The organism is Enterobacter cloacae (assembly GCF_011078175.1).
GTDB lineage: Bacteria > Pseudomonadota > Gammaproteobacteria > Enterobacterales > Enterobacteriaceae > Enterobacter > Enterobacter cloacae_Q.
The window spans coordinates 364,276-386,322 of the sequence record NZ_JAALCJ010000005.1 but is presented as its reverse complement, the minus strand read 5'-3'; the positions used below and the strand labels follow the sequence as shown (position 1 = coordinate 386,322).

Annotated in this window: 18 protein-coding genes; 13 read left to right on the top strand and 5 right to left on the bottom strand. The window is 56.6% G+C overall.

The features are described 5' to 3' along the window. Positions 1–5 precede the first annotated feature (5 nt). Genes G6Q29_RS13735 through tadA form a run of 3 tightly spaced genes read left to right on the top strand, consistent with a single transcriptional unit; the run spans position 6 to position 2,573 of the window. Entirely contained in the window at positions 6–1,370 is a 1,365-nt protein-coding gene (locus G6Q29_RS13735) for a PTS transporter subunit EIIC (protein WP_165466025.1), read from the top strand. 3 nt (positions 1,371–1,373) lie between these two features. Next, positions 1,374–2,009 (top strand): phosphatidylglycerophosphatase C, encoded by a 636-nt coding sequence (yfhb, locus tag G6Q29_RS13730; RefSeq protein ID WP_165466024.1) that lies wholly within the window; start codon positions 1,374–1,376, stop codon positions 2,007–2,009. A gap of 24 nt (positions 2,010–2,033) precedes the next feature. Continuing rightward, positions 2,034–2,573 (top strand): tRNA adenosine(34) deaminase TadA, encoded by a 540-nt coding sequence (gene tadA / locus G6Q29_RS13725; protein ID WP_165466023.1) that lies wholly within the window; start codon positions 2,034–2,036, stop codon positions 2,571–2,573. On the opposite strand, the gene mltF is transcribed toward tadA, so the two are convergent. Further along, positions 2,461–4,011, bottom strand: coding sequence for a membrane-bound lytic murein transglycosylase MltF (mltF, locus tag G6Q29_RS13720; protein WP_165466022.1), 1,551 nt, complete (start codon positions 4,009–4,011; stop codon positions 2,461–2,463). The genes tadA and mltF overlap by 113 nt on opposite strands. 267 nt (positions 4,012–4,278) lie before the next feature. On the opposite strand from mltF, the gene purL reads away from it, so the two are divergent. From purL to glnB, 5 genes are all read left to right on the top strand, one after another. Then, the gene (purL, locus tag G6Q29_RS13715) at positions 4,279–8,166 is read left to right on the top strand and encodes a phosphoribosylformylglycinamidine synthase (RefSeq protein WP_165466021.1); all 3,888 of its coding nucleotides are present in this window, start codon (positions 4,279–4,281) and stop codon (positions 8,164–8,166) included. Positions 8,167–8,697: 531 nt separating this feature from the next. Next, the gene (qseE, locus tag G6Q29_RS13710) at positions 8,698–10,131 is read left to right on the top strand and encodes a two component system sensor histidine kinase QseE/GlrK (protein WP_165466046.1); all 1,434 of its coding nucleotides are present in this window, start codon (positions 8,698–8,700) and stop codon (positions 10,129–10,131) included. Further along, entirely contained in the window at positions 10,128–10,880 is a 753-nt protein-coding gene (qseG, locus tag G6Q29_RS13705; RefSeq protein ID WP_165466020.1) for a two-component system QseEF-associated lipoprotein QseG, read from the top strand. The genes qseE and qseG overlap by 4 nt, the downstream gene beginning before the upstream one ends. Continuing rightward, positions 10,877–12,214, top strand: coding sequence for a two-component system response regulator GlrR (glrR, locus tag G6Q29_RS13700; protein WP_015572150.1), 1,338 nt, complete (start codon positions 10,877–10,879; stop codon positions 12,212–12,214). The genes qseG and glrR overlap by 4 nt, the downstream gene beginning before the upstream one ends. Positions 12,215–12,294: 80 nt before the next feature. Beyond that, the gene (glnB, locus tag G6Q29_RS13695) at positions 12,295–12,633 is read left to right on the top strand and encodes a nitrogen regulatory protein P-II (RefSeq protein ID WP_003860685.1); all 339 of its coding nucleotides are present in this window, start codon (positions 12,295–12,297) and stop codon (positions 12,631–12,633) included. Between the two features lie 80 nt (positions 12,634–12,713). Here the strand turns inward: glnB and hmpA are convergent, their stop codons facing one another. Then, a complete protein-coding gene (hmpA, locus tag G6Q29_RS13690) occupies positions 12,714–13,904 on the bottom strand; it encodes an NO-inducible flavohemoprotein (protein ID WP_063413207.1) in 1,191 nt (396 codons plus the stop codon). Positions 13,905–14,208: 304 nt separating this feature from the next. Here hmpA and glyA point away from each other — a divergent pair, with 304 nt between their 5' ends. Then, positions 14,209–15,462 carry a serine hydroxymethyltransferase gene (gene glyA / locus G6Q29_RS13685; RefSeq protein ID WP_165466019.1) on the top strand — a complete coding sequence of 418 codons (1,254 nt, stop codon included), beginning with the start codon at positions 14,209–14,211 and terminating at the stop codon, positions 15,460–15,462. A gap of 53 nt (positions 15,463–15,515) precedes the next feature. On the opposite strand, the gene G6Q29_RS13680 is transcribed toward glyA, so the two are convergent. Then, positions 15,516–15,938 carry a DoxX family protein gene (locus tag G6Q29_RS13680; RefSeq protein ID WP_003860675.1) on the bottom strand — a complete coding sequence of 141 codons (423 nt, stop codon included), beginning with the start codon at positions 15,936–15,938 and terminating at the stop codon, positions 15,516–15,518. 172 nt (positions 15,939–16,110) lie between these two features. Here G6Q29_RS13680 and G6Q29_RS13675 point away from each other — a divergent pair, with 172 nt between their 5' ends. After that, positions 16,111–17,250, top strand: a complete 1,140-nt coding sequence (locus G6Q29_RS13675; RefSeq protein ID WP_165466018.1) for a 3-phenylpropionate MFS transporter — start codon at positions 16,111–16,113, stop codon at positions 17,248–17,250. Here G6Q29_RS13675 and csiE read toward each other — a convergent pair whose 3' ends face one another. Further along, positions 17,251–18,528 carry a stationary phase inducible protein CsiE gene (gene csiE, locus G6Q29_RS13670; protein WP_165466017.1) on the bottom strand — a complete coding sequence of 426 codons (1,278 nt, stop codon included), beginning with the start codon at positions 18,526–18,528 and terminating at the stop codon, positions 17,251–17,253. Positions 18,529–18,653: 125 nt separating this feature from the next. On the opposite strand from csiE, the gene G6Q29_RS13665 reads away from it, so the two are divergent. Together G6Q29_RS13665 and G6Q29_RS13660 are read left to right on the top strand one after the other, a co-directional pair. After that, entirely contained in the window at positions 18,654–19,292 is a 639-nt protein-coding gene (locus G6Q29_RS13665; protein ID WP_165466016.1) for a DUF1007 family protein, read from the top strand. Next, on the top strand, positions 19,283–20,266 hold the full coding sequence (locus tag G6Q29_RS13660; protein ID WP_165466015.1) for a nickel/cobalt transporter: 984 nt from the start codon (positions 19,283–19,285) through the stop codon (positions 20,264–20,266). Before G6Q29_RS13665 ends, G6Q29_RS13660 begins: the two co-directional genes overlap by 10 nt. A 58-nt stretch (positions 20,267–20,324) precedes the next feature. Here the strand turns inward: G6Q29_RS13660 and suhB are convergent, their stop codons facing one another. Then, positions 20,325–21,128 carry an inositol-1-monophosphatase gene (gene suhB, locus G6Q29_RS13655; protein WP_003860668.1) on the bottom strand — a complete coding sequence of 268 codons (804 nt, stop codon included), beginning with the start codon at positions 21,126–21,128 and terminating at the stop codon, positions 20,325–20,327. 132 nt (positions 21,129–21,260) lie between these two features. Between suhB and trmJ the strand changes: the two genes are divergently transcribed. Beyond that, a complete protein-coding gene (trmJ, locus tag G6Q29_RS13650; RefSeq protein ID WP_165466014.1) occupies positions 21,261–21,986 on the top strand; it encodes a tRNA (cytosine(32)/uridine(32)-2'-O)-methyltransferase TrmJ in 726 nt (241 codons plus the stop codon). The last annotated feature ends 61 nt before the right edge of the window (positions 21,987–22,047 follow it).

Here is a 22,047-nt window from a genome sequence, read left to right as displayed (position 1 = left end):
CGTGTATGGACAAAACAGCAGCGCTCGCCAGCGACATCCTGCTCGGGATCGGTGGGGAAAAAAATATTCAGCGTCTGGAAAACTGTATGACGCGTGTACGCGTCGAGGTGCACAACGACGAAAAGCTTGATTTAACGCGCCTGAAGCAGCTTTCCGGCGTGAGCGGGTATGTTAAACAGGGGCAACAGCATCAGCTGATTGTTGGTCCGGGCAAAGCGGCGCAGGTGGTTGATGCCATGCGTGCCCTGATGACAGACGGTGGAACGGCTCCCGCTTTTGACGACGCCGAACGCACCAAAGCGCAGGCGAAAGCAAAATATAAAGCACCCATGAGCGATGCGCTGCGGCAGCTGGCAAACGTCTTTATTCCGCTTATCCCGGCGTTTATCGCGTCGGGATTGATCACCGGCATTATCAATATCCTCAAGCGTCCGGATATTGTCGGGAATTTCGCCACCCAGTATCCGAACCTGCTGGGGATTCTGGCGATTTTCGGCAGCGCGGTGTTTGCCATCATGAACATTCTGGTGGGGGTGAACACGGCCAAAGTGTTCGGCGGCTCGCTGGCGATGGGCGGCGTAATGGCCGGTATCCTCTCCAGCCCGCAGCTGGCGCAAATTACGCTGTTTGGCGAGGCGCTTCAGCCTGGCCGCGGCGGGGTGATTGCCGTGCTGCTGGTGGTCATTCTGATGTGCTGGATCGAGAAAAAGCTGCGCGCGGTGCTGCCCGGCTCGATTGAACTGATCCTCAACCCGCTGCTGACCACATTGATTACCGGGAGCGTGGCGATTGTGGCGCTGCAACCGTTAGGCGGCGCGATCTCTGAAGCCATTGCCCACGGCGCCTCTCTGGCGATCGATCGCGGCGGTCTTCTGGTGGGCGCTGTGCTGTCCGGGACCTTCCTGCCGTTAGTGCTGACCGGTCTGCATCAGGGACTGGTGCCGATCCACGTCGAACTGGTGCAGGCGCACGGCTATAACGCCCTGCTGCCGATCCTGTCGATGGCCGGTGTTGGACAGGTTGGTGCGGCCATCGCGGTACTGATGAAAACCCGTAACGCGCGTCTGAAAAAGGTCATTAAAGGGGCACTGCCGGTTGGGTTACTCGGTATCGGCGAACCGCTGATTTTCGGCGTTACGTTGCCGCTGGGTAAACCGTTCCTGGCCGCCTGTCTCGGTGGTGCGGTGGGCGGGGCGTTAATCAGCTACTGGAAAGTGTCGACCGTCATTACCTTTGGAATATCCGGTTTACCGCTGGCATTAACCATCGTGACCGGAAAAGTGATGCTCTATCTGTTAGGCTATCTGGTAGCGGTGATCGCCGGGTTCCTGTTTACCTGGCTGTTAGGATTCAACGACCCAGAGGAGTAAGGTTTGGCCAATAACGAGCGTCGCGTTGTCTTTTTTGATCTGGATGGAACGCTGCATCAGCAGGATATGTTCGGCACCTTTATGCGCTACCTGCTGCGGCGCCAGCCCCTTAACGCGTTGCTGGTATTACCCCTGTTACCCGTTATTGGCATCGCGCTGCTGGTAAAAGGCCGTGCAGCGCGTTGGCCGATGAGCCTGCTGCTCTGGGGATGCACGTTTGGTCATAGCGAAGCGCGCCTTAAGCAGCTCGAACAGGATTTTGCGCACTGGTTTCGCGGGCACGTCGCCGCGTTTCCCGTGGTACAGGCGCGCCTGACCAGCTACCTCGACGCCAACGATGCCGATATCTGGCTGATTACCGGCTCCCCGCAGACGCTGGTGGAGCAAGTCTATTTTGATACGCCCTGGCTGCCGCGCGTAAATCTTATCGCGACACAAATCGCGCGCGGCTACGGGGGCTGGGTGCTGACTCTGCGCTGCCTCGGACATGAAAAAGTGGTGCAGCTGGAGAAGCGCATTGGTACGCCGCTGCGTCTGTACAGCGGCTACAGCGACAGCAAGCAGGACAACCCGCTGCTCTATTTTTGCCAGCACCGCTGGCGCGTCACGCCTCTGGGTGAACTTCAGCAACTCGAATAGTCTTATCTGTATCGGCTGTGTATAATGCCGCCCGCTTTTCGACTGGAGTATCAGCCCTTGTCCAATCCTGAACACAATCATGAATACTGGATGCGTCATGCGCTGGCGCTGGCTAAGCGCGCCTGGGAAGAGGGCGAAGTGCCCGTGGGGGCTGTGCTGGTCCATAACAATCAGGTGATTGGGGAAGGGTGGAACCGTCCGATTGGCCGTCACGATCCTACCGCGCATGCTGAAATTATGGCGCTGCGTCAGGGCGGACTGGTGCTGCAAAACTATCGTCTGCTTGATACCACCCTGTATGTCACCCTTGAGCCGTGCGTAATGTGCTCCGGAGCGATGGTGCACAGCCGAATCGGTACGCTGGTGTTTGGCGCGCGGGATGAAAAGACGGGCGCTGCTGGTTCACTGATGGACGTGCTTGGACATCCGGGCATGAACCACGAGGTGAAAACTATCGGCGGGGTACTTGCACCAGAATGTTCGGGTCTGTTAAGTGACTTTTTTCGAATGCGTCGGCAGCAGAAAAAGCAACAAAAGGCAGAATTGAAACCGCAGGATGATTAAGCTCGTCCGGTGCGACCACCGGATAGCTTTCAGCCAGCTGTTGCGCCTCGGTCGCCTCTTTTTCTTTCTCCAGCAGATATCCCACCAGGCTTATCTGATACTTACGAATATTTTCCACGTAAGCATACGCTTCATGCCCTCGCGCATAGCCATACGTCAGCTTCTGGTACCACTGTCTCTGGCTAAGCAGCGGCAGGCGCTGTTTTACATCTGACCAGCTGTCCGGGTTACCTTTGGTTTTCGCCGTCAGCGCCCGCGCGTCGAGCATATGCGCATAACCCATGTTATAGGCGGCCAGCGCGAACCAAATCCGCTCCCCTTCCGGGACCGTCTCCGGCACTTTCGCCATCATATCCTGTAAATACTGCGCACCGCCGCTGATGCTCTGTTCCGCATCGGTCCGGTCGCTAATGCCGAGGCTCTGGGCGGTATTTTTGGTCAGCATCATCAACCCACGCACGCCCGTGGGAGAGGTTGCCTGAGCATCCCAGTGCGATTCCTGATAGGAGATCGCCGCCAGCAGCTTCCAGTCAATCTCCTGGGCATACTTCTCAAACAGCGGTTGCAGATCTGGCAGCACGCTGTCCACCGCGCGCAGGAAGGTGCGGGTGTCAACGTAATCAAAATCGTCACCGTGACCGAGATATTTCTCTTCCAGACGCGCCAGGGTACCGTCTTCATTAATGGAGTTAAAGAAATCAAGCATGGCCGCAGAGACGGTTTGATCGTCGTCTAACTGAGTAAACCAGGTCACCGGCTGTTCGTCGGTCACATCCAGTGCCACAGCAATTTCAGGATGAACGCGCTGGAAAAGACTGATCGCTACCGAATCAGCAATGGTATAGGCCAGCTTTTTATCTTTTACCTGCTCCAGCAGTTCGGTCGTGCCGAGTTTAGGATCAACTGTCCAGCTGAGATTTGGATATTTTTTCTCTTTCAAGGCCCGCAGATCGTCAATCACCACATGGCCTGGCGCAATGGTCAATTGCTGGTCGGTGATGTCGGCCAGTGAGCGCGGGCGCAGGCTACCCACACGATAAACCACCTGCTGCGAGACGGAGTAATAGGTCGGGCCTGGCTGATAGTTTTTGCTGCGTTCGCTATTGTATACCAGACCCGCGGCGAGAATATCGGCACGGTCATGGTCCAAATCATCAAACAACTGGTTGATGTTCTGCCGCACGGTAACGTTCAGCTTCACGCCCAGATAGTCGGCAAACAGCTGAGCCAGTTCATAATCAAGACCAATGGTTTTACCGTTGATATCGTCGTAAATAAGCGGAGAGGAGAGGGTACTGACGCGCAACTCCCCCCGCTCCTTAATGGCGGCGATACGGTTTTCGGCTTTGCCGAACCAGGGGATTGACGGCCAGAGGGCCACTGCCAGCAGCAACGTAACAATGCCGATGAGCAGATAATTAATCTTTAATTTTTTCAATTAGTTAATTCTCTGCGACGCCGGTTGCCTCAGTGTGCTGTAGTCATGGTAAGAATAGAGTTTGCCATTGATTGAGCGGCATTTTGCGCAAAGTAGCGCCAGTTGGCAACCAATTAGAGAGACAGGTCACATCTATTGCTAAAGCGAAAGGTTGATTTTATTTCGACGCAAACGGTTTCGTCGGCGCTCAGGATTCACTATAATGACGCCCGTTTTCCCCCCTTGCGCACACTGTAAGCGCCCCGGCGCTTCGAAGACGAGAGACTTATGATGGAAATTCTGCGTGGTTCGCCTGCACTGTCTGCCTTCCGTATTAACAAACTGCTGGCACGTTTTCAGGCGGCCGACCTTCCGGTAAGCAATATTTACGCTGAGTATGTCCATTTTGCTGACCTGAATGCCCCCCTGAATGCAGAGGAGCGCGTGCAGCTGGAACGCCTGCTGAAATATGGTCCAAGCCTGAGCAGCCATACGCCGACCGGCAAACTGATCCTCGCCACGCCACGTCCTGGCACCATCTCCCCCTGGTCTTCCAAAGCAACGGATATCGCCCACAACTGCGGCCTGAGCCAGATTAACCGTCTGGAGCGCGGCGTGGCGTACTATGTGGAAGCATCAACCCTGAGCGAAGCGCAGTGGCAGGCCGTAGCGGCGGAGCTGCATGACCGCATGATGGAGAGTGTGTTCGACTCTCTGGATGATGCGCAGAAACTGTTCTCCCACCATCAGCCTGCGCCTGTGCAGAGCGTGGATCTGCTGGGGCAGGGGCGTCAGGCGCTGATCGACGCTAACCTGCGTCTTGGTCTGGCACTTGCAGAAGATGAAATCGATTACCTTCAGGATGCATTCGTTAAGCTGAATCGCAACCCGAACGACATCGAACTGTATATGTTCGCGCAGGCCAACTCCGAGCACTGCCGCCATAAAATTTTCAACGCCGACTGGATTATCGACGGCGAACAGCAGCCGAAGTCGCTGTTCAAAATGATCAAAAACACCATGGAGCAAACCCCGGACCATGTGCTGTCGGCCTATAAAGACAACGCCGCGGTAATGGAAGGTTCCGAGGTGGGCCGCTTCTTCGCCGATCGCGAAGCAGGGCGCTATGACTTCCACCAGGAGCCTGCGCATATCCTGATGAAAGTGGAAACCCACAACCACCCGACGGCCATTTCTCCGTGGCCGGGTGCGGCCACCGGTTCCGGCGGAGAAATCCGTGACGAAGGGGCGACCGGTCGTGGCGCGAAACCCAAAGCGGGTCTGGTCGGTTTTTCCGTTTCCAACCTGCGAATTCCGGGCTTTGAACAGCCGTGGGAAGAAGATTTCGGCAAGCCAGAGCGCATTGTGACCGCGCTGGATATCATGACCGAAGGCCCCCTGGGCGGCGCGGCATTCAACAATGAATTTGGTCGTCCGGCGCTGAACGGTTACTTCCGTACCTACGAAGAGAAAGTGGAAAGCCACAACGGCGAAGAGCTACGCGGCTACCACAAACCGATCATGCTGGCAGGCGGGATCGGCAACATTCGCGCCGATCACGTGCAGAAAGGCGAGATCGTCGTCGGCGCGAAGCTGATCGTGCTCGGTGGCCCGGCCATGAACATCGGTCTGGGCGGCGGCGCGGCCTCTTCTATGGCCTCCGGCCAGTCTGACGCGGATCTTGATTTCGCGTCCGTGCAGCGCGACAACCCGGAGATGGAGCGTCGTTGTCAGGAAGTGATCGACCGCTGCTGGCAGCTGGGCGATGCCAACCCGATTCTGTTTATCCACGACGTGGGCGCGGGCGGCCTGTCCAACGCTATGCCTGAGCTGGTGAGCGACGGCGGCCGCGGCGGGCGCTTCAACCTGCGCGATATCCTGAGCGATGAGCCAGGCATGAGCCCGCTGGAAATCTGGTGTAACGAATCCCAGGAGCGCTACGTGCTGGCCGTTGCGGCTGACCAGCTGCCGCTGTTTAACGAGCTGTGCCGCCGCGAGCGCGCGCCGTATGCCGTTATCGGTGAAGCGACCGAAGAGAAGCATCTGACCCTGAGCGACACCCATTTCGACAACCAGCCGATCGATCTGCCGCTGGACGTGCTGCTCGGTAAAACGCCGAAGATGACCCGCGACGTGCAGACGCGTAAAGCGGCGGGCAAAGCGCTGGATCGTCAGGGCATCACCGTGGCAGAAGCGGTAAACCGTGTCCTGCACCTGCCTGCTGTGGCAGAGAAAACCTTCCTGGTCACTATCGGCGACCGTACCGTGACCGGTATGGTCTCACGCGATCAGATGGTCGGCCCGTGGCAGATCCCGGTCGCTAACTGCGCCGTGACCACCGCCAGCCTCGACAGCTACTACGGTGAAGCGATGGCGCTGGGCGAACGCACGCCGGTGGCGTTGCTGGACTTCGCCGCGTCCGCCCGTCTGGCTGTGGGTGAAGCGCTGACCAACATTGCCGCGACGCAGATTGGCGATATCAAACGTATTAAGCTCTCCGCGAACTGGATGGCCGCAGCCGGTCACCCGGGCGAAGATGCTGGACTGTATGAAGCCGTGAAAGCGGTGGGCGAAGAGCTGTGTCCTGCGCTTGGCCTGACCATTCCGGTGGGCAAAGACTCCATGTCGATGAAAACCCGCTGGCAGGAAGGCAACGAGCAGCGCGAGATAACCTCTCCACTGTCGCTGATCATCTCCGCCTTTGCGCGCGTGGAAGACGTGCGTCACACCGTTACGCCGCAGCTTTCCACCGAAGACAACGCCCTGCTGCTGATTGATCTGGGTAAAGGTCACAACGCGCTAGGTGCTACGGCGCTGGCGCAGGTCTACCGTCAACTGGGTGATACACCGGCCGATGTACGTGACGTAGCCCAGTTAAAAGGCTTCTACGAGGCGATTCAGGCGCTGGTGGCACAGCGCAAGCTGCTGGCCTACCACGACCGTTCCGACGGCGGCCTGCTGGTGACCCTGGCAGAGATGGCCTTCACCGGCCACTGTGGCGTGGAAGCGAATATCGCCTCTTTAGGTGAAGACCGCCTCGCAGCGCTGTTCAACGAAGAGTTGGGCGCGGTAATTCAGGTACGTGCGGCGGATCGCGACGCGGTCGAAGCGCTGCTGGCACAGCACGGCCTGGCAGACTGCGTACATTATCTGGGTAAAGCCGTACAGGGCGACCGCTTCGTCATTGAAGCCGACGGTCATGCCGTCTTCAGCGAAAGCCGCACCACGCTGCGTATGTGGTGGGCGGAAACGACCTGGCAGATGCAGCGCCTGCGTGATAACCCGGAATGTGCCGATCAGGAGCACAATGCGAAGGCGAACGACAACGATCCTGGCCTGAACGTGAAGCTCAGCTTCGACATAAACGAAGACATTGCCGCGCCGTACATTGCGACCGGCGCGCGTCCGAAAGTAGCCGTGCTGCGCGAGCAGGGCGTTAACTCCCACGTTGAGATGGCGGCGGCCTTCCACCGGGCGGGCTTTGACGCCATTGACGTCCACATGAGCGACCTGCTGGCCGGTCGTACCGGGCTGGATGATTTCCAGGCGCTGGTGGCCTGCGGGGGGTTCTCCTACGGTGACGTGCTGGGCGCGGGCGAAGGCTGGGCGAAGTCCATTCTGTTCAACAGCCGCGTGCGTGACGAGTTCGAAACCTTCTTCCACCGTCCGCAGACGCTGGCGCTGGGCGTGTGTAACGGCTGCCAGATGATGTCTAACCTGCGCGAGCTGATCCCGGGCAGCGAAGCCTGGCCGCGCTTTGTGCGTAACCAGTCTGACCGCTTCGAAGCGCGCTTCAGCCTGGTAGAAGTGACCCAAAGCCCGTCTCTGCTGTTGCAGGGTATGGTGGGTTCGCAGATGCCAATCGCGGTTTCGCACGGTGAAGGTCAGGTTGAAGTGCGTGATGCGGCGCACCTGGCCCAGCTTGAAAGCAAAGGACTGGTGGCGCTGCGCTTTGTTGATAACTTCGGCAAGGTCACCGAAACCTATCCGGCTAACCCGAACGGTTCGGCAAATGGCATTACCGCGGTCACCAGCGAAAGCGGTCGGGTGACGATCATGATGCCGCACCCGGAGCGCGTGTTCCGTACCGTAAGCAACTCCTGGCACCCGGAAAACTGGGGCGAGGACAGCCCGTGGATGCGCATTTTCCGCAATGCGCGTAAACAGCTGGGTTAAGTTTTAACGCACTATCACCAGCCCGGTAAGCGTGAGCGCTACCGGGCTTTTTTGTTCCTGTCGCAAAATTGCGACAATCCATTAGGTTGAGTGTCTCCAATAAGAGACATTTAAGTTATTGATTTATATGTGGCAGGACAGGTTCCCGTTAAGGTGTTGCTTAATAGCGACACTTAGCCTGAAAATCATTCACGTTACAATCAATGCATTTCAATAATAAAACCTTTATTAATCAAGATTATAGAATTAAGATTTGCAATCTGGCACGCACGTTGCATAATAGTAACCAGTGGCTCATTCACCTTCTTATGTCAGCCCCTTCGGGACGTGCTACATAAACTTCGAATGACGCACAAAAAGGTGCCTGCCGTCCAACTACTGATTATTGCAATGCTTTATCAGGCCAGGGCGAAACGTCGAGTAAGGCACCGCCTTATTTAATAGCAAAGCCGGGTTTTTACCCGGCTTTGTTGTATCTGAAGGGCAGACTCAGTTACGCTCTCATCAAACCCGGATGAAGAGAGTAATGTGTTGAAACGCTGGCCCGCTTTCCCCCGCTCCCTGCGACAGCTCGTTATGATGGCCTTCCTGCTGATCCTGCTACCCTTGCTGGTTCTGGCGTGGCAGGCATGGCAAAGTCTGAACGCGTTGAGTGCCCAGGCGGCTCTGACTAACCGTACTACGCTTATCGATGCCCGTCGTAGCGAGGCAATGACCAATGCCGCGCTGGAGATGGAGCGTAGCTATCGCCAGTACTGCGTGCTGGACGACCGCACGCTGGAGAGGGTTTATCAGAACCAGCGTAAACGCTACAGCGAAATGCTGGATGCCCATGCCGGGGTTTTGCCGGATGACAAGCTCTATCAGGCGCTGCGTCAGGATCTGAACGATCTGGCGCAGCTCCAGTGCAAAAACAGCGGTCCTGATGCCGCTGCCGCCGCCCGACTTGAAGCCTTTGCGAACGCCAATACGGAGATGGTGCAGTCCACCCGGACGGTTATCTTTTCCCGTGGGCAGCAACTCCAGCAGGAGATTGCCGAGCGCGGCCAGTTCTTTGGCTGGCAGGCGCTGGTGCTGTTCCTCGTCAGTCTGGGACTGGTACTGCTCTTTACCCGCATGATCATCGGCCCCGTAAAGGGGATCCAGCGGATGATTAATCGTCTGGGGGAGGGCAAATCTCTCGGGGATACGGTTGTTTTTAAAGGCCCGCGAGAGCTGCGCTCGGTCGGACAGCGCATTATCTGGCTTTCTGAACGCCTGGCGTGGCTGGAATCGCAGCGTCACCAGTTCCTGCGCCATATCTCACACGAACTCAAAACACCGCTGGCCAGTATGCGTGAAGGCACGGAGCTGCTGGCAGACGAAGTGGCAGGGCCGTTGACCCCTGAGCAAAAAGAGATCGTGGCGATTCTGGATGCCAGTAGCCGCAATTTACAAAAACTTATTGAACAACTGCTGGACTATAACCGCAAGCTGGCGGATGGTGCTGTGGTGCTTGAGCGCGTTGAGATTCAACCGCTGGTGGACATGGTGATCTCCGCCCATAGCCTGCCAGCAAGAGCTAAAATGATGCATACCCAGGTAAATCTCAATGCGCCTTCCTGCCTGGCAGAGCCGATGCTATTAATGAGCGTACTGGATAATCTTTATTCCAATGCGGTGCACTATGGTACTGAATCCGGTACCATTTATATCAGAAGCAATAACAACGGTTCGCGGGTATTTATTGACGTAGCGAATACGGGAAGCCCGATTCCGGATGATGAAAAAACGATGATCTTTGAGCCCTTTTTCCAGGGGAGTCATCAGCGAAAAGGTGCGGTAAAAGGAAGTGGTCTGGGGCTGAGTATTGCCCGCGACTGCATACGACGCATGCAGGGTGAGCTTAACATCGTGAGTGATGAACGCGCCGATGTCTGTTTTCGTATCGAACTGCCTCTTGAGCCGGAAAAATCAATGAAATGAATAACAACCTGGTGAGTATGTCACACGTCTTTTTCCGCGCACTGCGCGCGGTGTTTTCCAGCAAAAATGTGCGCCTGAGTCTGCCCTGCTTATTGCTGGCTGGCTGTGTAACCCATGCGCCGAAAAGTGCAATTAGCCATAAACAGGAAGATAAATGGCCGCAAAAACAGCTGGCCGATTTCCTTTCAACACGTTGCGATGATATCTGGAGCCTGTCGGGGCGTGATGTGGAATCCAATCCGCTGTTCTGGCTGCGCGGAATAGACTGCGCCCAGCGGCTGGCGCCCGCCGAGGCCCGTGCCCAGGCGGCGATGCTGGTGGACGATACCTGGCAGGACGCGTTTAAACGTGGGATCGTGATGGCGGATGCCAGAATCACGCCTGTCGAACGCCGCGCCAACGTGACGCGGCTGGATACCTACGTGATCAATATTCCCCCCCAGGTGCGCCCGGTCTATCAGCTCTGGCGGGACGGACAAACCCTGCAATTACAGCTGTCTGAAGAGCGTTTCCGCTACAGTAAATTGCAGCAGTCGAGCGACAGCGAGCTTGATGCGCTTCGCCAGCAGCAGGAGTCGCTGCGCGAGCAGCTGGAAACCACCACCCGCAAGCTCGAAAATCTGACCGATATCGAAAGACAACTCTCGACGCGTAAGCCGGCAGGCAGCTATCTGCCCGATGGGTCGAAAGGCAATTCTGCCACGACGCCAGACAGTGATACGCCGAAACAAGAGGATGTGAAGCCATGACAAGCCGTAAACCTGCCCATCTGTTACTGGTGGATGACGATCCCGGACTGTTAAAGCTGCTGGGGATGCGTCTGGTCAGCGAAGGCTACAGCGTGGTCACCGCTGAAAGCGGGCAGGAGGGGCTGAAAGTGCTCAGCCGCGAGAAAATCGATCTGGTGATAAGCGATTTGCGCATGGATGAAATGGATGGCCTGCAACTGTTCACGGAGATCCAGAAGCAGCAGCCCGGGATGCCGGTGATTATCCTCACCGCTCACGGATCTATTCCTGATGCGGTGGCCGCAACGCAGCAGGGCGTATTCAGCTTCCTCACCAAACCGGTGGATAAAGACGCCCTCTATAAAGCGATCGACAGCGCGCTTGAGCACGCGGCGCCATCCGGGGACGACGCCTGGCGTGAATCCATCGTGACGCGTAGCCCTGTGATGCTGCGCCTGCTGGAACAGGCGCGGATGGTGGCCCAATCCGACGTTAGCGTGCTGATCAACGGCCAGAGCGGGACCGGGAAAGAGATCCTGGCTCAGGCGATCCACAACGCCAGCCCGCGCAGCAAAAATGCCTTTATAGCCATTAACTGTGGCGCGCTGCCGGAACAACTGCTTGAATCTGAACTTTTCGGCCATGCCCGCGGCGCTTTTACCGGTGCGGTGAGCAGCCGTGAAGGGCTGTTCCAGGCGGCTGAAGGGGGCACGCTGTTTCTCGATGAAATTGGCGATATGCCCGCGCCGCTACAGGTCAAGTTACTGCGCGTGTTGCAGGAGCGAAAAGTGCGCCCGCTCGGCAGCAACCGCGATATCGATATCAACGTGCGTATTATCTCCGCCACCCACCGTGATTTACCCAAGGTGATGGCGCGCAACGAGTTCCGCGAAGATCTCTATTATCGACTGAATGTCGTCAACCTGAAAATCCCGGCGCTGGCCGAGCGCGCGGAAGATATCCCACTGCTGGCAAATCACCTTTTGCGCCAGGCCGCTGACCGTCACAAACCCTTTGTGCGCGCGTTCTCCACCGATGCGATGAAACGCCTGATGACGGCAAGCTGGCCGGGTAACGTACGCCAGCTGGTGAACGTGATTGAGCAGTGCGTGGCGCTGACGTCATCGCCGGTGATCAGCGATGCGCTGGTGGAGCAGGCGCTCGAAGGGGAAAACACGGCTTTACCGACGTTTGCGGAAGCGCGAAACCAGTTTGAGCTGAACTATCTGCGCAAGCTGCTACAAATCACCAAAGGCAACGTCACACACGCGGCGCGTATGGCCGGGCGTAACCGTACCGAGTTCTATAAATTGCTCTCACGTCACGAGCTGGAAGCGAACGATTTTAAAGAGTAATACCGCAAAATTCGCCTGAATATGATACTGTGAGCAACCGATTACGAGGCTGCTTACTGGCAAGAGTTTAAGGACCCACCATGAAAAAGATTGATGCGATTATTAAACCTTTCAAACTGGATGATGTACGTGAAGCGCTGGCAGAAGTGGGCATCACCGGGATGACCGTCACTGAAGTGAAAGGTTTTGGTCGTCAGAAGGGCCACACCGAGCTATACCGTGGCGCAGAGTACATGGTGGACTTCCTGCCGAAAGTGAAAATCGAGATCGTGGTGAGCGATGATATCGTCGATACCTGTGTGGATACCATTATCCGCACGGCGCAGACCGGCAAAATTGGCGACGGGAAAATCTTCGTCTTTGACGTGGCGCGCGTGATCCGTATCCGTACCGGCGAAGAAGACGACGCGGCGATTTAACATTCTTGCCGGGTGGCGCTGCGCTTACCCGGCCTGGAAAACCCTTCGTAGGCCCGTGCAAGCGAAGCGCCGTCGGGCGATTACAGCACTTTATGCGGGCCAAAACATTCGTAATGAATGTTGTCTTTATTCACGCCCAGCTCAACCAGCTGCTTCGCGGCATACTGCATAAACGCTACCGGCCCACAAACATAAAACTGCATCCCCGGTGCGCTGAACGCCCCTTCATGCTGCCCTAAATTCATCAGGCCTTCGCTGTCGAAACGAGCCGCTGCGCGGTCTGCCTCCGTCGGCAGGCGATACCAGGTATGCGCGGTGAAACGCGGCAGGGTCGCTCCGAGCGCTTTCACTTCATCCGCAAAGGCGTGCACATCACCGTTCTCCGCCGCGTGGAACCAGTTAACCTGCGCGCTGTGGTTTGCTTTCGCCAGCGTATCCAGCATCGCCAGCATTGGCGTTTGACCAACACCTGCGGAGATCAGCGTCACTGGGGTATTCGTTTCAACGGCCATAAAGAAATCGCCCGCCGGTGCCGCCAGATGGACCACGTCGCCCACGCTGGCTTCGTTATGCAGCCAGTTGGATACCTGACCGCCTTCCTCACGTTTAACCGCAATGCGATAGCCTTTGCCGTCTGGCTTGCGGGTCAGGGAGTACTGGCGGATCTCCTGGTGCGGGAAGCCTTCAGGCTTCAGCCAGACGCCCAGATACTGGCCCGGCTGGTAATCGGCAACCGGCTGACCGTCCACTGGCTCAAACTCAAAGCTGGTGATCAGCGCGCTGCGCGGGGTTTTCTCAACGATGCGGAAGGCGCGCGTGCCTTCCCAGCCGCCGTTCTTGCTGGCGTTTTCGCTGTAGATCTGCGCTTCACGGTTGATGAATACGTTTGCCAGTACGCCGTATGCCTTACCCCAGGCATCCAGCACTTCCTGGCCCGGGCTGAACATTTCGTCCAGGGTTGCCAGCAGGTGACTGCCGACGATGTTGTACTGCTCGGGTTTGATCTGGAAGCTGGTGTGCTTCTGGGCGATTTTTTCCACCGCAGGCAGCAGAGCCGGCAGGTTTTCGATGTTGCTGGCATAGGCGGCAATAGCGTTGAACAGCGCTTCGCGCTGATCGCCGTTACGCTGGTTGCTCATGTTGAAAATCTCTTTGAGCTCCGGGTTATGCGCGAACATGCGATCGTAGAAATGGGCGGTCAGTTTAGGACCCGTTTCAACCAGCAGGGGGATTGTGGCTTTCACGGTAGCGATGGTTTGGGCGTCGAGCATAGCAGCTTCCTTCTGATGTTACTTTAATGATGTATTTTATATGCATCTTATAAAAATACCCCTGTAATGTAAATGGTTCTTTGCATCGTGAAAAATATGCATCACAAAGCTGAAAAGAAATCCGTTGAAAATGGCGAGAGCTTTATTGCTCAAACCCTTGCGTGGTGTGGAGGTAAACGTTTGCGTAAAATCGTTTGTCAAGACCTGTTATCGCAGAACTATTCAGTTATACTGTTGCCCGTCGTCCAACAGGACTGCCTTTTCAGGCCAAAAATTTACTTGTTAGCTGAGTCAGGAGATGCGGATGTTAAAGCGTGAAATGAACATTGCCGATTATGATGCCGAACTGTGGCAGGCTATGGAGCAGGAAAAAGTACGTCAGGAAGAGCACATCGAACTGATCGCCTCCGAAAACTACACCAGCCCGCGCGTGATGCAGGCGCAGGGTTCTCAGCTGACCAACAAATATGCTGAAGGTTATCCGGGCAAGCGCTACTACGGCGGTTGCGAGTACGTTGATATCGTTGAGCAGCTGGCGATTGACCGTGCGAAAGAACTCTTTGGCGCTGACTACGCGAACGTCCAGCCGCACTCTGGCTCGCAGGCTAACTTCGCTGTTTACACCGCGCTGTTGCAGCCGGGCGATACCGTTCTGGGTATGAACCTGGCGCAGGGCGGCCACCTGACTCACGGCTCTCCGGTTAACTTCTCTGGCAAACTGTACAACATCATCCCTTACGGTATTGATGAGTCCGGTAAAATTGACTACGAAGACATGGCGAAGCAGGCCAAAGAGCAGAAGCCGAAGATGATCATCGGTGGTTTCTCTGCTTACTCCGGCATCGTTGACTGGGCCAAAATGCGTGAAATCGCTGACAGCATCGGCGCGTACCTGTTCGTCGACATGGCGCACGTTGCCGGTCTGATTGCCGCGGGCGTTTACCCGAACCCGGTTCCGCACGCGCACGTTGTGACCACCACCACCCACAAAACCCTGGCAGGTCCACGCGGTGGCCTCATCCTGGCGAAAGGCGGTGACGAAGATCTGTACAAAAAGCTGAACTCCGCCGTGTTCCCAAGCGCCCAGGGCGGCCCGCTGATGCACGTTATCGCCGCGAAAGCCGTCGCGCTGAAAGAAGCGATGGAGCCAGAGTTCAAGGTTTATCAGCAGCAGGTTGCTAAAAATGCTAAAGCGATGGTGGAAGTGTTCCTGAACCGTGGCTACAAAGTGGTCTCCGGCGGGACTGAAAACCACCTGTTCCTGTTGGACCTGGTTGATAAGAACCTGACCGGTAAAGAAGCTGACGCTGCCCTGGGCCGCGCCAACATCACCGTCAACAAAAACAGCGTGCCAAACGATCCGAAGAGCCCGTTCGTGACTTCCGGTATCCGTATCGGTTCTCCGGCCGTCACTCGCCGCGGCTTTAAAGAAGCGGAAGTGAAAGAGCTGGCGGGCTGGATGTGTGACGTTCTGGACAATATCAATGACGAAGCGGTTATCGAGCGCGTCAAAGGTAAAGTTCTGGACATCTGCGCACGCTTCCCGGTGTACGCATAATTCTCTGCGTCGCAGAACTGAAAAAGGCCGCTCATGCGGCCTTTTTTTATGGGCTAACGTCGGTCAAGGGAGATGGCCCCCGGCCCGGTAATCGCCAGCAAAATAAAGGCGCCAGCGATACTCACATTTTTGTAGAAGTTAATCATATTTGGCAGAACCGCATCGCCCGTCATATCCCAGTAGTGGTGGCCAATCACCGCCGTTCCCAGCGTATAGAAGACAAAGATCACCGCGAGGGGGCGGGTGAAAAAGCCCAGCACGATCAGAATAGCGGCGGGGACTTCCATCACCACCGCAATAATGGCGGCCAGCATGGGCATGGGGGCGCCGAGGGAGGTCATATACTGAACGGTGCCGCTAAACCCCGTCAGCTTGGGATAACCGAAAATAATAAACAGGACCACGATGGCAATGCGGGCAATTAAAAGCAGGAGAGAACGAGAGGAGCCGAAATCGAAATAACGTAAGCTGTTCATGGCAAACGACCTCTTCAGGCGATGTCTTATAAACGTAATACAGTTTTACCGCTCTCGCCATACGCTGTCCGTCTGGCGATGATGTTAATTTTTAGTTAATTTATAGCACGCTAACGACTTGCTAAAGTCAGGGATTAACGCCAGACTATCGCCTCCATTTCGGGAGGGATTCATGGTCTTGCATTCCACGCGCTGGCTGGCGCTCAGCTATTTCACCTATTTCTTTAGTTACGGTATTTTTCTGCCTTTTTGGAGCGTCTGGCTCAAGGGAATTGGCCTGACGCCTGAAACGATTGGCATCCTGCTGGGCGCAGGTCTGGTGGCACGTTTCCTGGGTAGCCTGCTGATTGCGCCCCGCGTCAGCGATCCCTCTTTACTGATTAAAGCGGTGCGAATTCTGGCCCTGCTGACGCTGGTCTTTGCGGCCTGCTTCTGGTTCAGCCATCAGTTTGCCTGGCTGATGGTGGTAATGGTTGGCTTTAATCTGTTCTTCTCCCCGCTGGTGCCGCTGACGGATGCGCTGGCGAACACCTGGCAAAAGCAGATCACCATGGACTATGGCCGCGTGCGCCTGTGGGGATCGATTGCCTTCGTGATCGGCTCAGCGCTGGTCGGGAAACTGGTCAGCCTCTATGACTATCGTGCCATTCTGGCGCTGTTAACGCTCGGCATCGCCTCGATGCTGCTCGGTATGTTGCTGCGTCCGTCGGTGATGCCGCAGGGCGAAAGCCGCCATCAGGAAAGCGCCGGCTGGCCCGCCTGGCGCTCGCTGGTGGCGCAAAGCTGGCGTTTCCTGGCCTGCGTCTGTTTGCTCCAGGGGGCGCATGCGGCCTATTACGGCTTCAGCGCCATCTACTGGCAGGGGGCGGGCTACTCGGCTTCTGCGGTAGGCTACCTGTGGTCGCTTGGCGTGGTTGCGGAGGTCATTATCTTCGCGCTGAGTCAAAAACTGTTCCGTCGTTTCGGGGCGCGTGATCTGCTACTGCTTTCCGCCGTGTGTGGTGTGGCGCGCTGGGGCATCATGGGCTGGACGACGGAGTTGCCATGGCTGATTGCGGCGCAAATTCTGCACTGCGGAACCTTCACCGTCTGCCATCTGGCGGCGATGCGCTACATCGCGGCGCGAGAGGGTGGGGACGTTATTCGTCTTCAGGCGGTCTATTCAGCGGTGGCGATGGGCGGCAGCATTGCGGTGATGACCGTATTTGCCGGTTTCCTCTATCAGCACCTGGGGCACGGTGTGTTCTGGGTGATGGCGCTGGTTGCTTTACCGGCCCTCGCCATCCGCCCAAAGGTGGCTGCTCGCACGTAACTACGATTCGAGCATAACGCGAATGTGTTCCTGCTGCTGCGTGTTCAGGGTCTCAACGGCATGAATGAGCGGCGGCGAGAACAGTGGCAGGGCGGTTGGATAAGGCGTAATGACCAGCGCCGCCTCGCGGGGGGCGCCCTCCTTTTTAAACGCTTCCAGGCTAAGATAACGAATATTGAGCGGCAGCAGCGTCAGCTCGCGAAGCTGCTGTTCAATCAGCGCCTCACAGGCTTTATCTTCCCCCGTTAACAAGACCACCTGTTTTTCATGCAGGTCGGTTTCCTGCATCAGCCAGGCACCAAAAATCACCGCTACCAGAGCCATCTCTTCACCGGAGAATCGTACACCAAATTCGGCTTCCAGCTCAAACAGCGCCTCTTTGGTGGTGCGCAGCAGCCGGGGGTATAAACGATGGATCTCTTCCGGCAGACTGTTGTCGATACCGATATCAAATAAGGAGCGGTCCAGCGCCTGAGCCAGATGAATATAAAGCTGATCGGTTAGCCCTTGCTCGTCGCTGAAGTTCATCCCGGTTTGCGCCCGGAAGCGGGCAATCATACGCACGATGGCGCGACGCAGGCGCTGATCCTGCTGGTGTTTATCCATCACCGGGTCGGGTGTGCGAAGCATCATAAACAGCAGCGCCAGGAACAGCTGTTCATCGCTGTGCGTTCCCTGCGGGACGCGCCGTTTCCAGTGGCGGACAATTTCCTGCGCCGTAAAGTATTCCCCTCGGGACTGCGTCCAGCTGCGCTGAACGGGCGAAAACTCTGGCGTATTGCCCAGATGATGCTGAATCAGACAATATTGCAGATAAAGCTGTAAAAACTGTACGTCGCGGGACTCAAACTGGCGCTGAAGCTTGCGCGCACAAAAGTTGATAAGCGCCCGAAGGTTCGCATCGTCATAAAGCGGGCGGGCAATGCCGTGCTGTTTGAGCGCGGTTTTTAAGGCCGGGGTGAACTGTTGCGCGACAAAATGCGGACACAGCCGGAGCGCCCTGCGCAGCCAGTGTAGCAGGCACAAACGCTGGTTCAGGGCGGAACCCTCAATTCGGTAGCAGCCATCGAGGTGCGTGACGATATCGAGCCGATGATAGCGCTGGATTTCATCGCGCGTCTCGGCTATATCTTGCCGTGCCATGACGTCGTCCACGCCATTGGCAGCGATTATGCTCTGTGCGGTGACGGCAGCATCGGGCAGGTAAAGCATCAAAAGCACCTGGCAGCGGCGCTGCGAACTGGAAAGCACAGATGGAATTTCAAGCGTCGTCATCATCTGTCGGGTATCCAGTGTGAATGTTTGATAAGAATAGCTAAAGGATGGGCGCTGAAAAGCGCACCGGCAGGCCTTTCACTCAGGATTGCTGGCGAACATCACAGAATTTTTGACGTGAGGAACAGATGCAAATAGTTAAACAAAGCGCGGTAGCGTTATTTTTGGCGGTTTTCACCTTCGCCGCCGGCGCACATCCTCACAGTTTTATCAGCCTGAAAACCGAACTGGTGACGGACGGCACGCAGCTCAGCGGCCTGAAAATGCGCTGGACGATGGATGAAATAACCTCCGCCGACCTGCTGTACGATGCCGGAAACGCAAAGCCTGGCGATGAGATCTGGAAAAAGCTGGCGGCGGAAGTCATGGCCAACGTGCTGGGTCAGCACTACTTCACCGAGTTCTGGCACAACGGACAAAAGGTGAAATTTCTTAACCGTCCCACGGAGTACGGCATGACCCGCGACGGTCATCAGGCGGTGCTGACGTTTATCCTTCCGCTGGCGCACCCTCAGCCGCTGGCCGGGCAGAAGTACACGTTTTCCACGTTTGACCCAACCTACTATGTCGATATGCATTACGCTCAGGACAGTGACGTACAGTTGCCAGAAATATTGCAAAAAAGCTGCAAAATTGCCGTACACACGCCGACGCCCAGCGAAGAGACGCTGAACTTTGCCGTTTCCCTCGATAAAGAGGATGCGCCTCCTGAGGACATGGAATTAGGGAAACAGTTTGCGCAGGAGGTGACGTTGCAATGTCAGTGATCTCCTCTCCCGCCAGTAAGCCGCGTCGCTGGCTGCACCTCTGGCCTCTGGCGCTTTTTTTGTTATTAGCGGTTTGCGGCGCGCTCTGGCTGTGGCAGGCATGGCCGCAGGTGATGATGAAAAGCATCCTCTGGCAGAGGGACGTTAATCAGCAGATGAGCGGGCTGCTGAAAGCCGTGGCGGAAAATCCGACCAAAGCGGGCGGCGCTCTTATGGCGTTCAGCTTCATCTATGGCGTGCTGCATGCCCTGGGGCCGGGGCACGGCAAAATCGTCATCACAACCTGGCTTGCCACGCATCCGTCGAAGCTGAAATCGAGTATCGGCCTGACGCTGGCTTCCTCTTTACTTCAGGGCGGTGTGGCGATTGCGCTGGTCGTGGTCGTCCTTTCGCTGCTACAGCTGCCCGCCCGCCAGCTGCATATGAGCAGCTTCTGGCTGGAGAAGGGGAGTTACGCGCTGGTGGGCTTGCTGGGGCTGATCCTCTGCTGGCGGGCGCTGAGAAAACTGCGCGCGTTGCTGCAAAAACCGAAATTCAAAGCCTTTATGCCGCATCATGTTCACCATGAAAACTGCGGGTGCGGACATCAGCATCTGCCAACGCAGGAACAGTTACAGAATGGTGACGACTGGCGCGCGCGCCTGATGATTATTCTGTCTATGGGAATGCGTCCGTGCTCGGGGGCAATCATGGTGCTGCTGTTCAGTAAAGTGATTGGTGTCTTCGGCTGGGGCATGCTCTCGGCGCTGGCGATGGCGGCGGGAACGTCTCTGACTATCTCTTCGTTAGCCCTGCTTGTGCATAGCTTCCGTCAGCTTGCGGTAAAACTCAGCGGCAATAAAACGCCGGTATTGTGGCGACAGGTTGGATGGACAACGCTGGCGCTGGCTGGCGGGGTGATTCTGCTGGTGGCTGCGGTCACGATGTGGATGAGTGCGGTGCCGGTGGGAAGGGGATTGCGGCCTTTCTGGTAGGGTGCGGTCTGGTGTCCTCACCCTGACCCTCTCCCATAGGGAGAGGGAATTACCGGGATTAACGCTTCAGCGCATCGCTCAGTTCATCACGCATGTTTGCCAGCATGGCTTTAACGACGCGCGGGTTACCTGCAACGATGTTGCCGGTAGACATATAGTTATGGCCGCCGGTGAAGTCGCAAACAATCGCACCTGCTTCACGCGCGATCAGCTCGCCCGCCGCAAAATCCCATGGCTTCAGGGACAGTTCGAAGTAACCGTCAACGCGGCCGGTCGCTACGTAGGCCAGATCCAGTGCAGCAGAGCCGGTGCGACGGAAGTCCGCGCATTCGGTGAACAGCTTGCCCAGAATATTCATATAGGTAGTTGCGTGCTGCTTCGCCTTGAACGGGAAGCCGGTCGCCAGAATGGTGCCGTCCAGATCGCGTGCATTGCTGCAACGCAGACGGTAGCCGTTCAGCTGCGCGCCCTGACCGCGGGTCGCGGTAAACAGTTCGTTACGCATTGGATCGTAAACAACGGCGACTTCAGTACGGCCTTTGATGCGTACTGCGATAGACACAGAGAAGTGTGGCAGGCGTTTGACGAAGTTGGTGGTGCCATCCAGTGGATCGATAACCCATTGAACATCCTGATCGGTACCTTCATGTTCACCGCTTTCTTCGGTGATGATGGTGTGCTGCGGGTAAGATTTGCGGATCGTTTCGATAATAATCGCTTCTGCGGCTTTATCGACGTTAGTCACGAAATCATTGCTGCCTTTCTGGCTGGTTTCTACGGAGTCTGGGGTTTCGTAGTGTTTGGCAATTACATTACCCGCCTTGCGCGCTGCGCGCACGGCGATGGTCAGCATCGGATGCATCGGTCTCTCTCACTGGATGTTAAAGAACAGGAAAATCGGCGCAGAGTATAGCAGCGGGATCGGATTATGTCTCTCGTTTATGATAATATGCCCGAATATTCTTCAGACACTGAATCCAGACATCTAAAAATTATGCTGCAAAACATTCGAATCGTGCTGGTCGAAACATCGCACACCGGCAACATGGGCTCTGTGGCCCGCGCTATGAAAACCATGGGCTTAACGAACCTGTGGCTGGTGAATCCGCTGGTGAAACCAGACTCTCAGGCTATTGCTCTGGCGGCCGGCGCCAGCGACGTGATCGGTAATGCGCAGATCGTGGACACCCTGGACGAAGCCCTGGCCGGTTGCAGCCTGGTGGTGGGGACCAGCGCGCGCTCCCGTACGCTGCCCTGGCCGATGCTGGACCCGCGCGAATGCGGCCTGAAGAGCATCTCAGAAGCGGACCAGGCGCCGGTTGCGCTGGTGTTTGGTCGTGAACGCGTTGGCCTGACCAACGAGGAACTACAGAAGTGTCACTACCACGTGGCGATTGCCGCCAACCCGGAATACAGCTCGCTGAATCTGGCGATGGCGGTACAGGTGATCGCCTACGAAGTGCGCATGGCATGGCTGGCGACGCAGGAGAAGCCGGTCGAATCTAAAGAAGAGACGGCCTACCCGTTGGTGGACGACCTGGAGCGTTTCTACGGTCATCTGGAGCAGACGCTGCTCTCTACCGGTTTTATCCGTGAAGGCCACCCGGGCCAGGTGATGAACAAGCTGCGCCGTATGTTCACCCGAGCGCGTCCGGAAAGCCAGGAGCTGAATATCCTGCGCGGAATTCTGGCGTCGATTGAGCAGAAGAATAACGAGTAGTGCCGTCTGTTCGCCGGGTGGCGCTGCGCTTACCCGGCCTACAAAACCCGTAGGCCCGTGC

Coding starts and splice junctions, on each gene's coding strand:
- G6Q29_RS13735 (WP_165466025.1), top strand. CDS start 6: ATGGACAAAACAGCAGCGCTCGCCAGCGACATCCTGCTCGGGATCGGT.
- tadA (WP_165466023.1), top strand. CDS start 2,034: ATGCCGCCCGCTTTTCGACTGGAGTATCAGCCCTTGTCCAATCCTGAA.
- purL (WP_165466021.1), top strand. CDS start 4,279: ATGATGGAAATTCTGCGTGGTTCGCCTGCACTGTCTGCCTTCCGTATT.
- qseG (WP_165466020.1), top strand. CDS start 10,128: ATGAATAACAACCTGGTGAGTATGTCACACGTCTTTTTCCGCGCACTG.
- glrR (WP_015572150.1), top strand. CDS start 10,877: ATGACAAGCCGTAAACCTGCCCATCTGTTACTGGTGGATGACGATCCC.
- glnB (WP_003860685.1), top strand. CDS start 12,295: ATGAAAAAGATTGATGCGATTATTAAACCTTTCAAACTGGATGATGTA.
- hmpA (WP_063413207.1), bottom strand. CDS start 13,904: ATGCTCGACGCCCAAACCATCGCTACCGTGAAAGCCACAATCCCCCTG.
- glyA (WP_165466019.1), top strand. CDS start 14,209: ATGTTAAAGCGTGAAATGAACATTGCCGATTATGATGCCGAACTGTGG.
- G6Q29_RS13680 (WP_003860675.1), bottom strand. CDS start 15,938: ATGAACAGCTTACGTTATTTCGATTTCGGCTCCTCTCGTTCTCTCCTG.
- G6Q29_RS13675 (WP_165466018.1), top strand. CDS start 16,111: ATGGTCTTGCATTCCACGCGCTGGCTGGCGCTCAGCTATTTCACCTAT.
- csiE (WP_165466017.1), bottom strand. CDS start 18,528: ATGATGACGACGCTTGAAATTCCATCTGTGCTTTCCAGTTCGCAGCGC.
- G6Q29_RS13665 (WP_165466016.1), top strand. CDS start 18,654: ATGCAAATAGTTAAACAAAGCGCGGTAGCGTTATTTTTGGCGGTTTTC.
- G6Q29_RS13660 (WP_165466015.1), top strand. CDS start 19,283: ATGTCAGTGATCTCCTCTCCCGCCAGTAAGCCGCGTCGCTGGCTGCAC.
- suhB (WP_003860668.1), bottom strand. CDS start 21,128: ATGCATCCGATGCTGACCATCGCCGTGCGCGCAGCGCGCAAGGCGGGT.
- trmJ (WP_165466014.1), top strand. CDS start 21,261: ATGCTGCAAAACATTCGAATCGTGCTGGTCGAAACATCGCACACCGGC.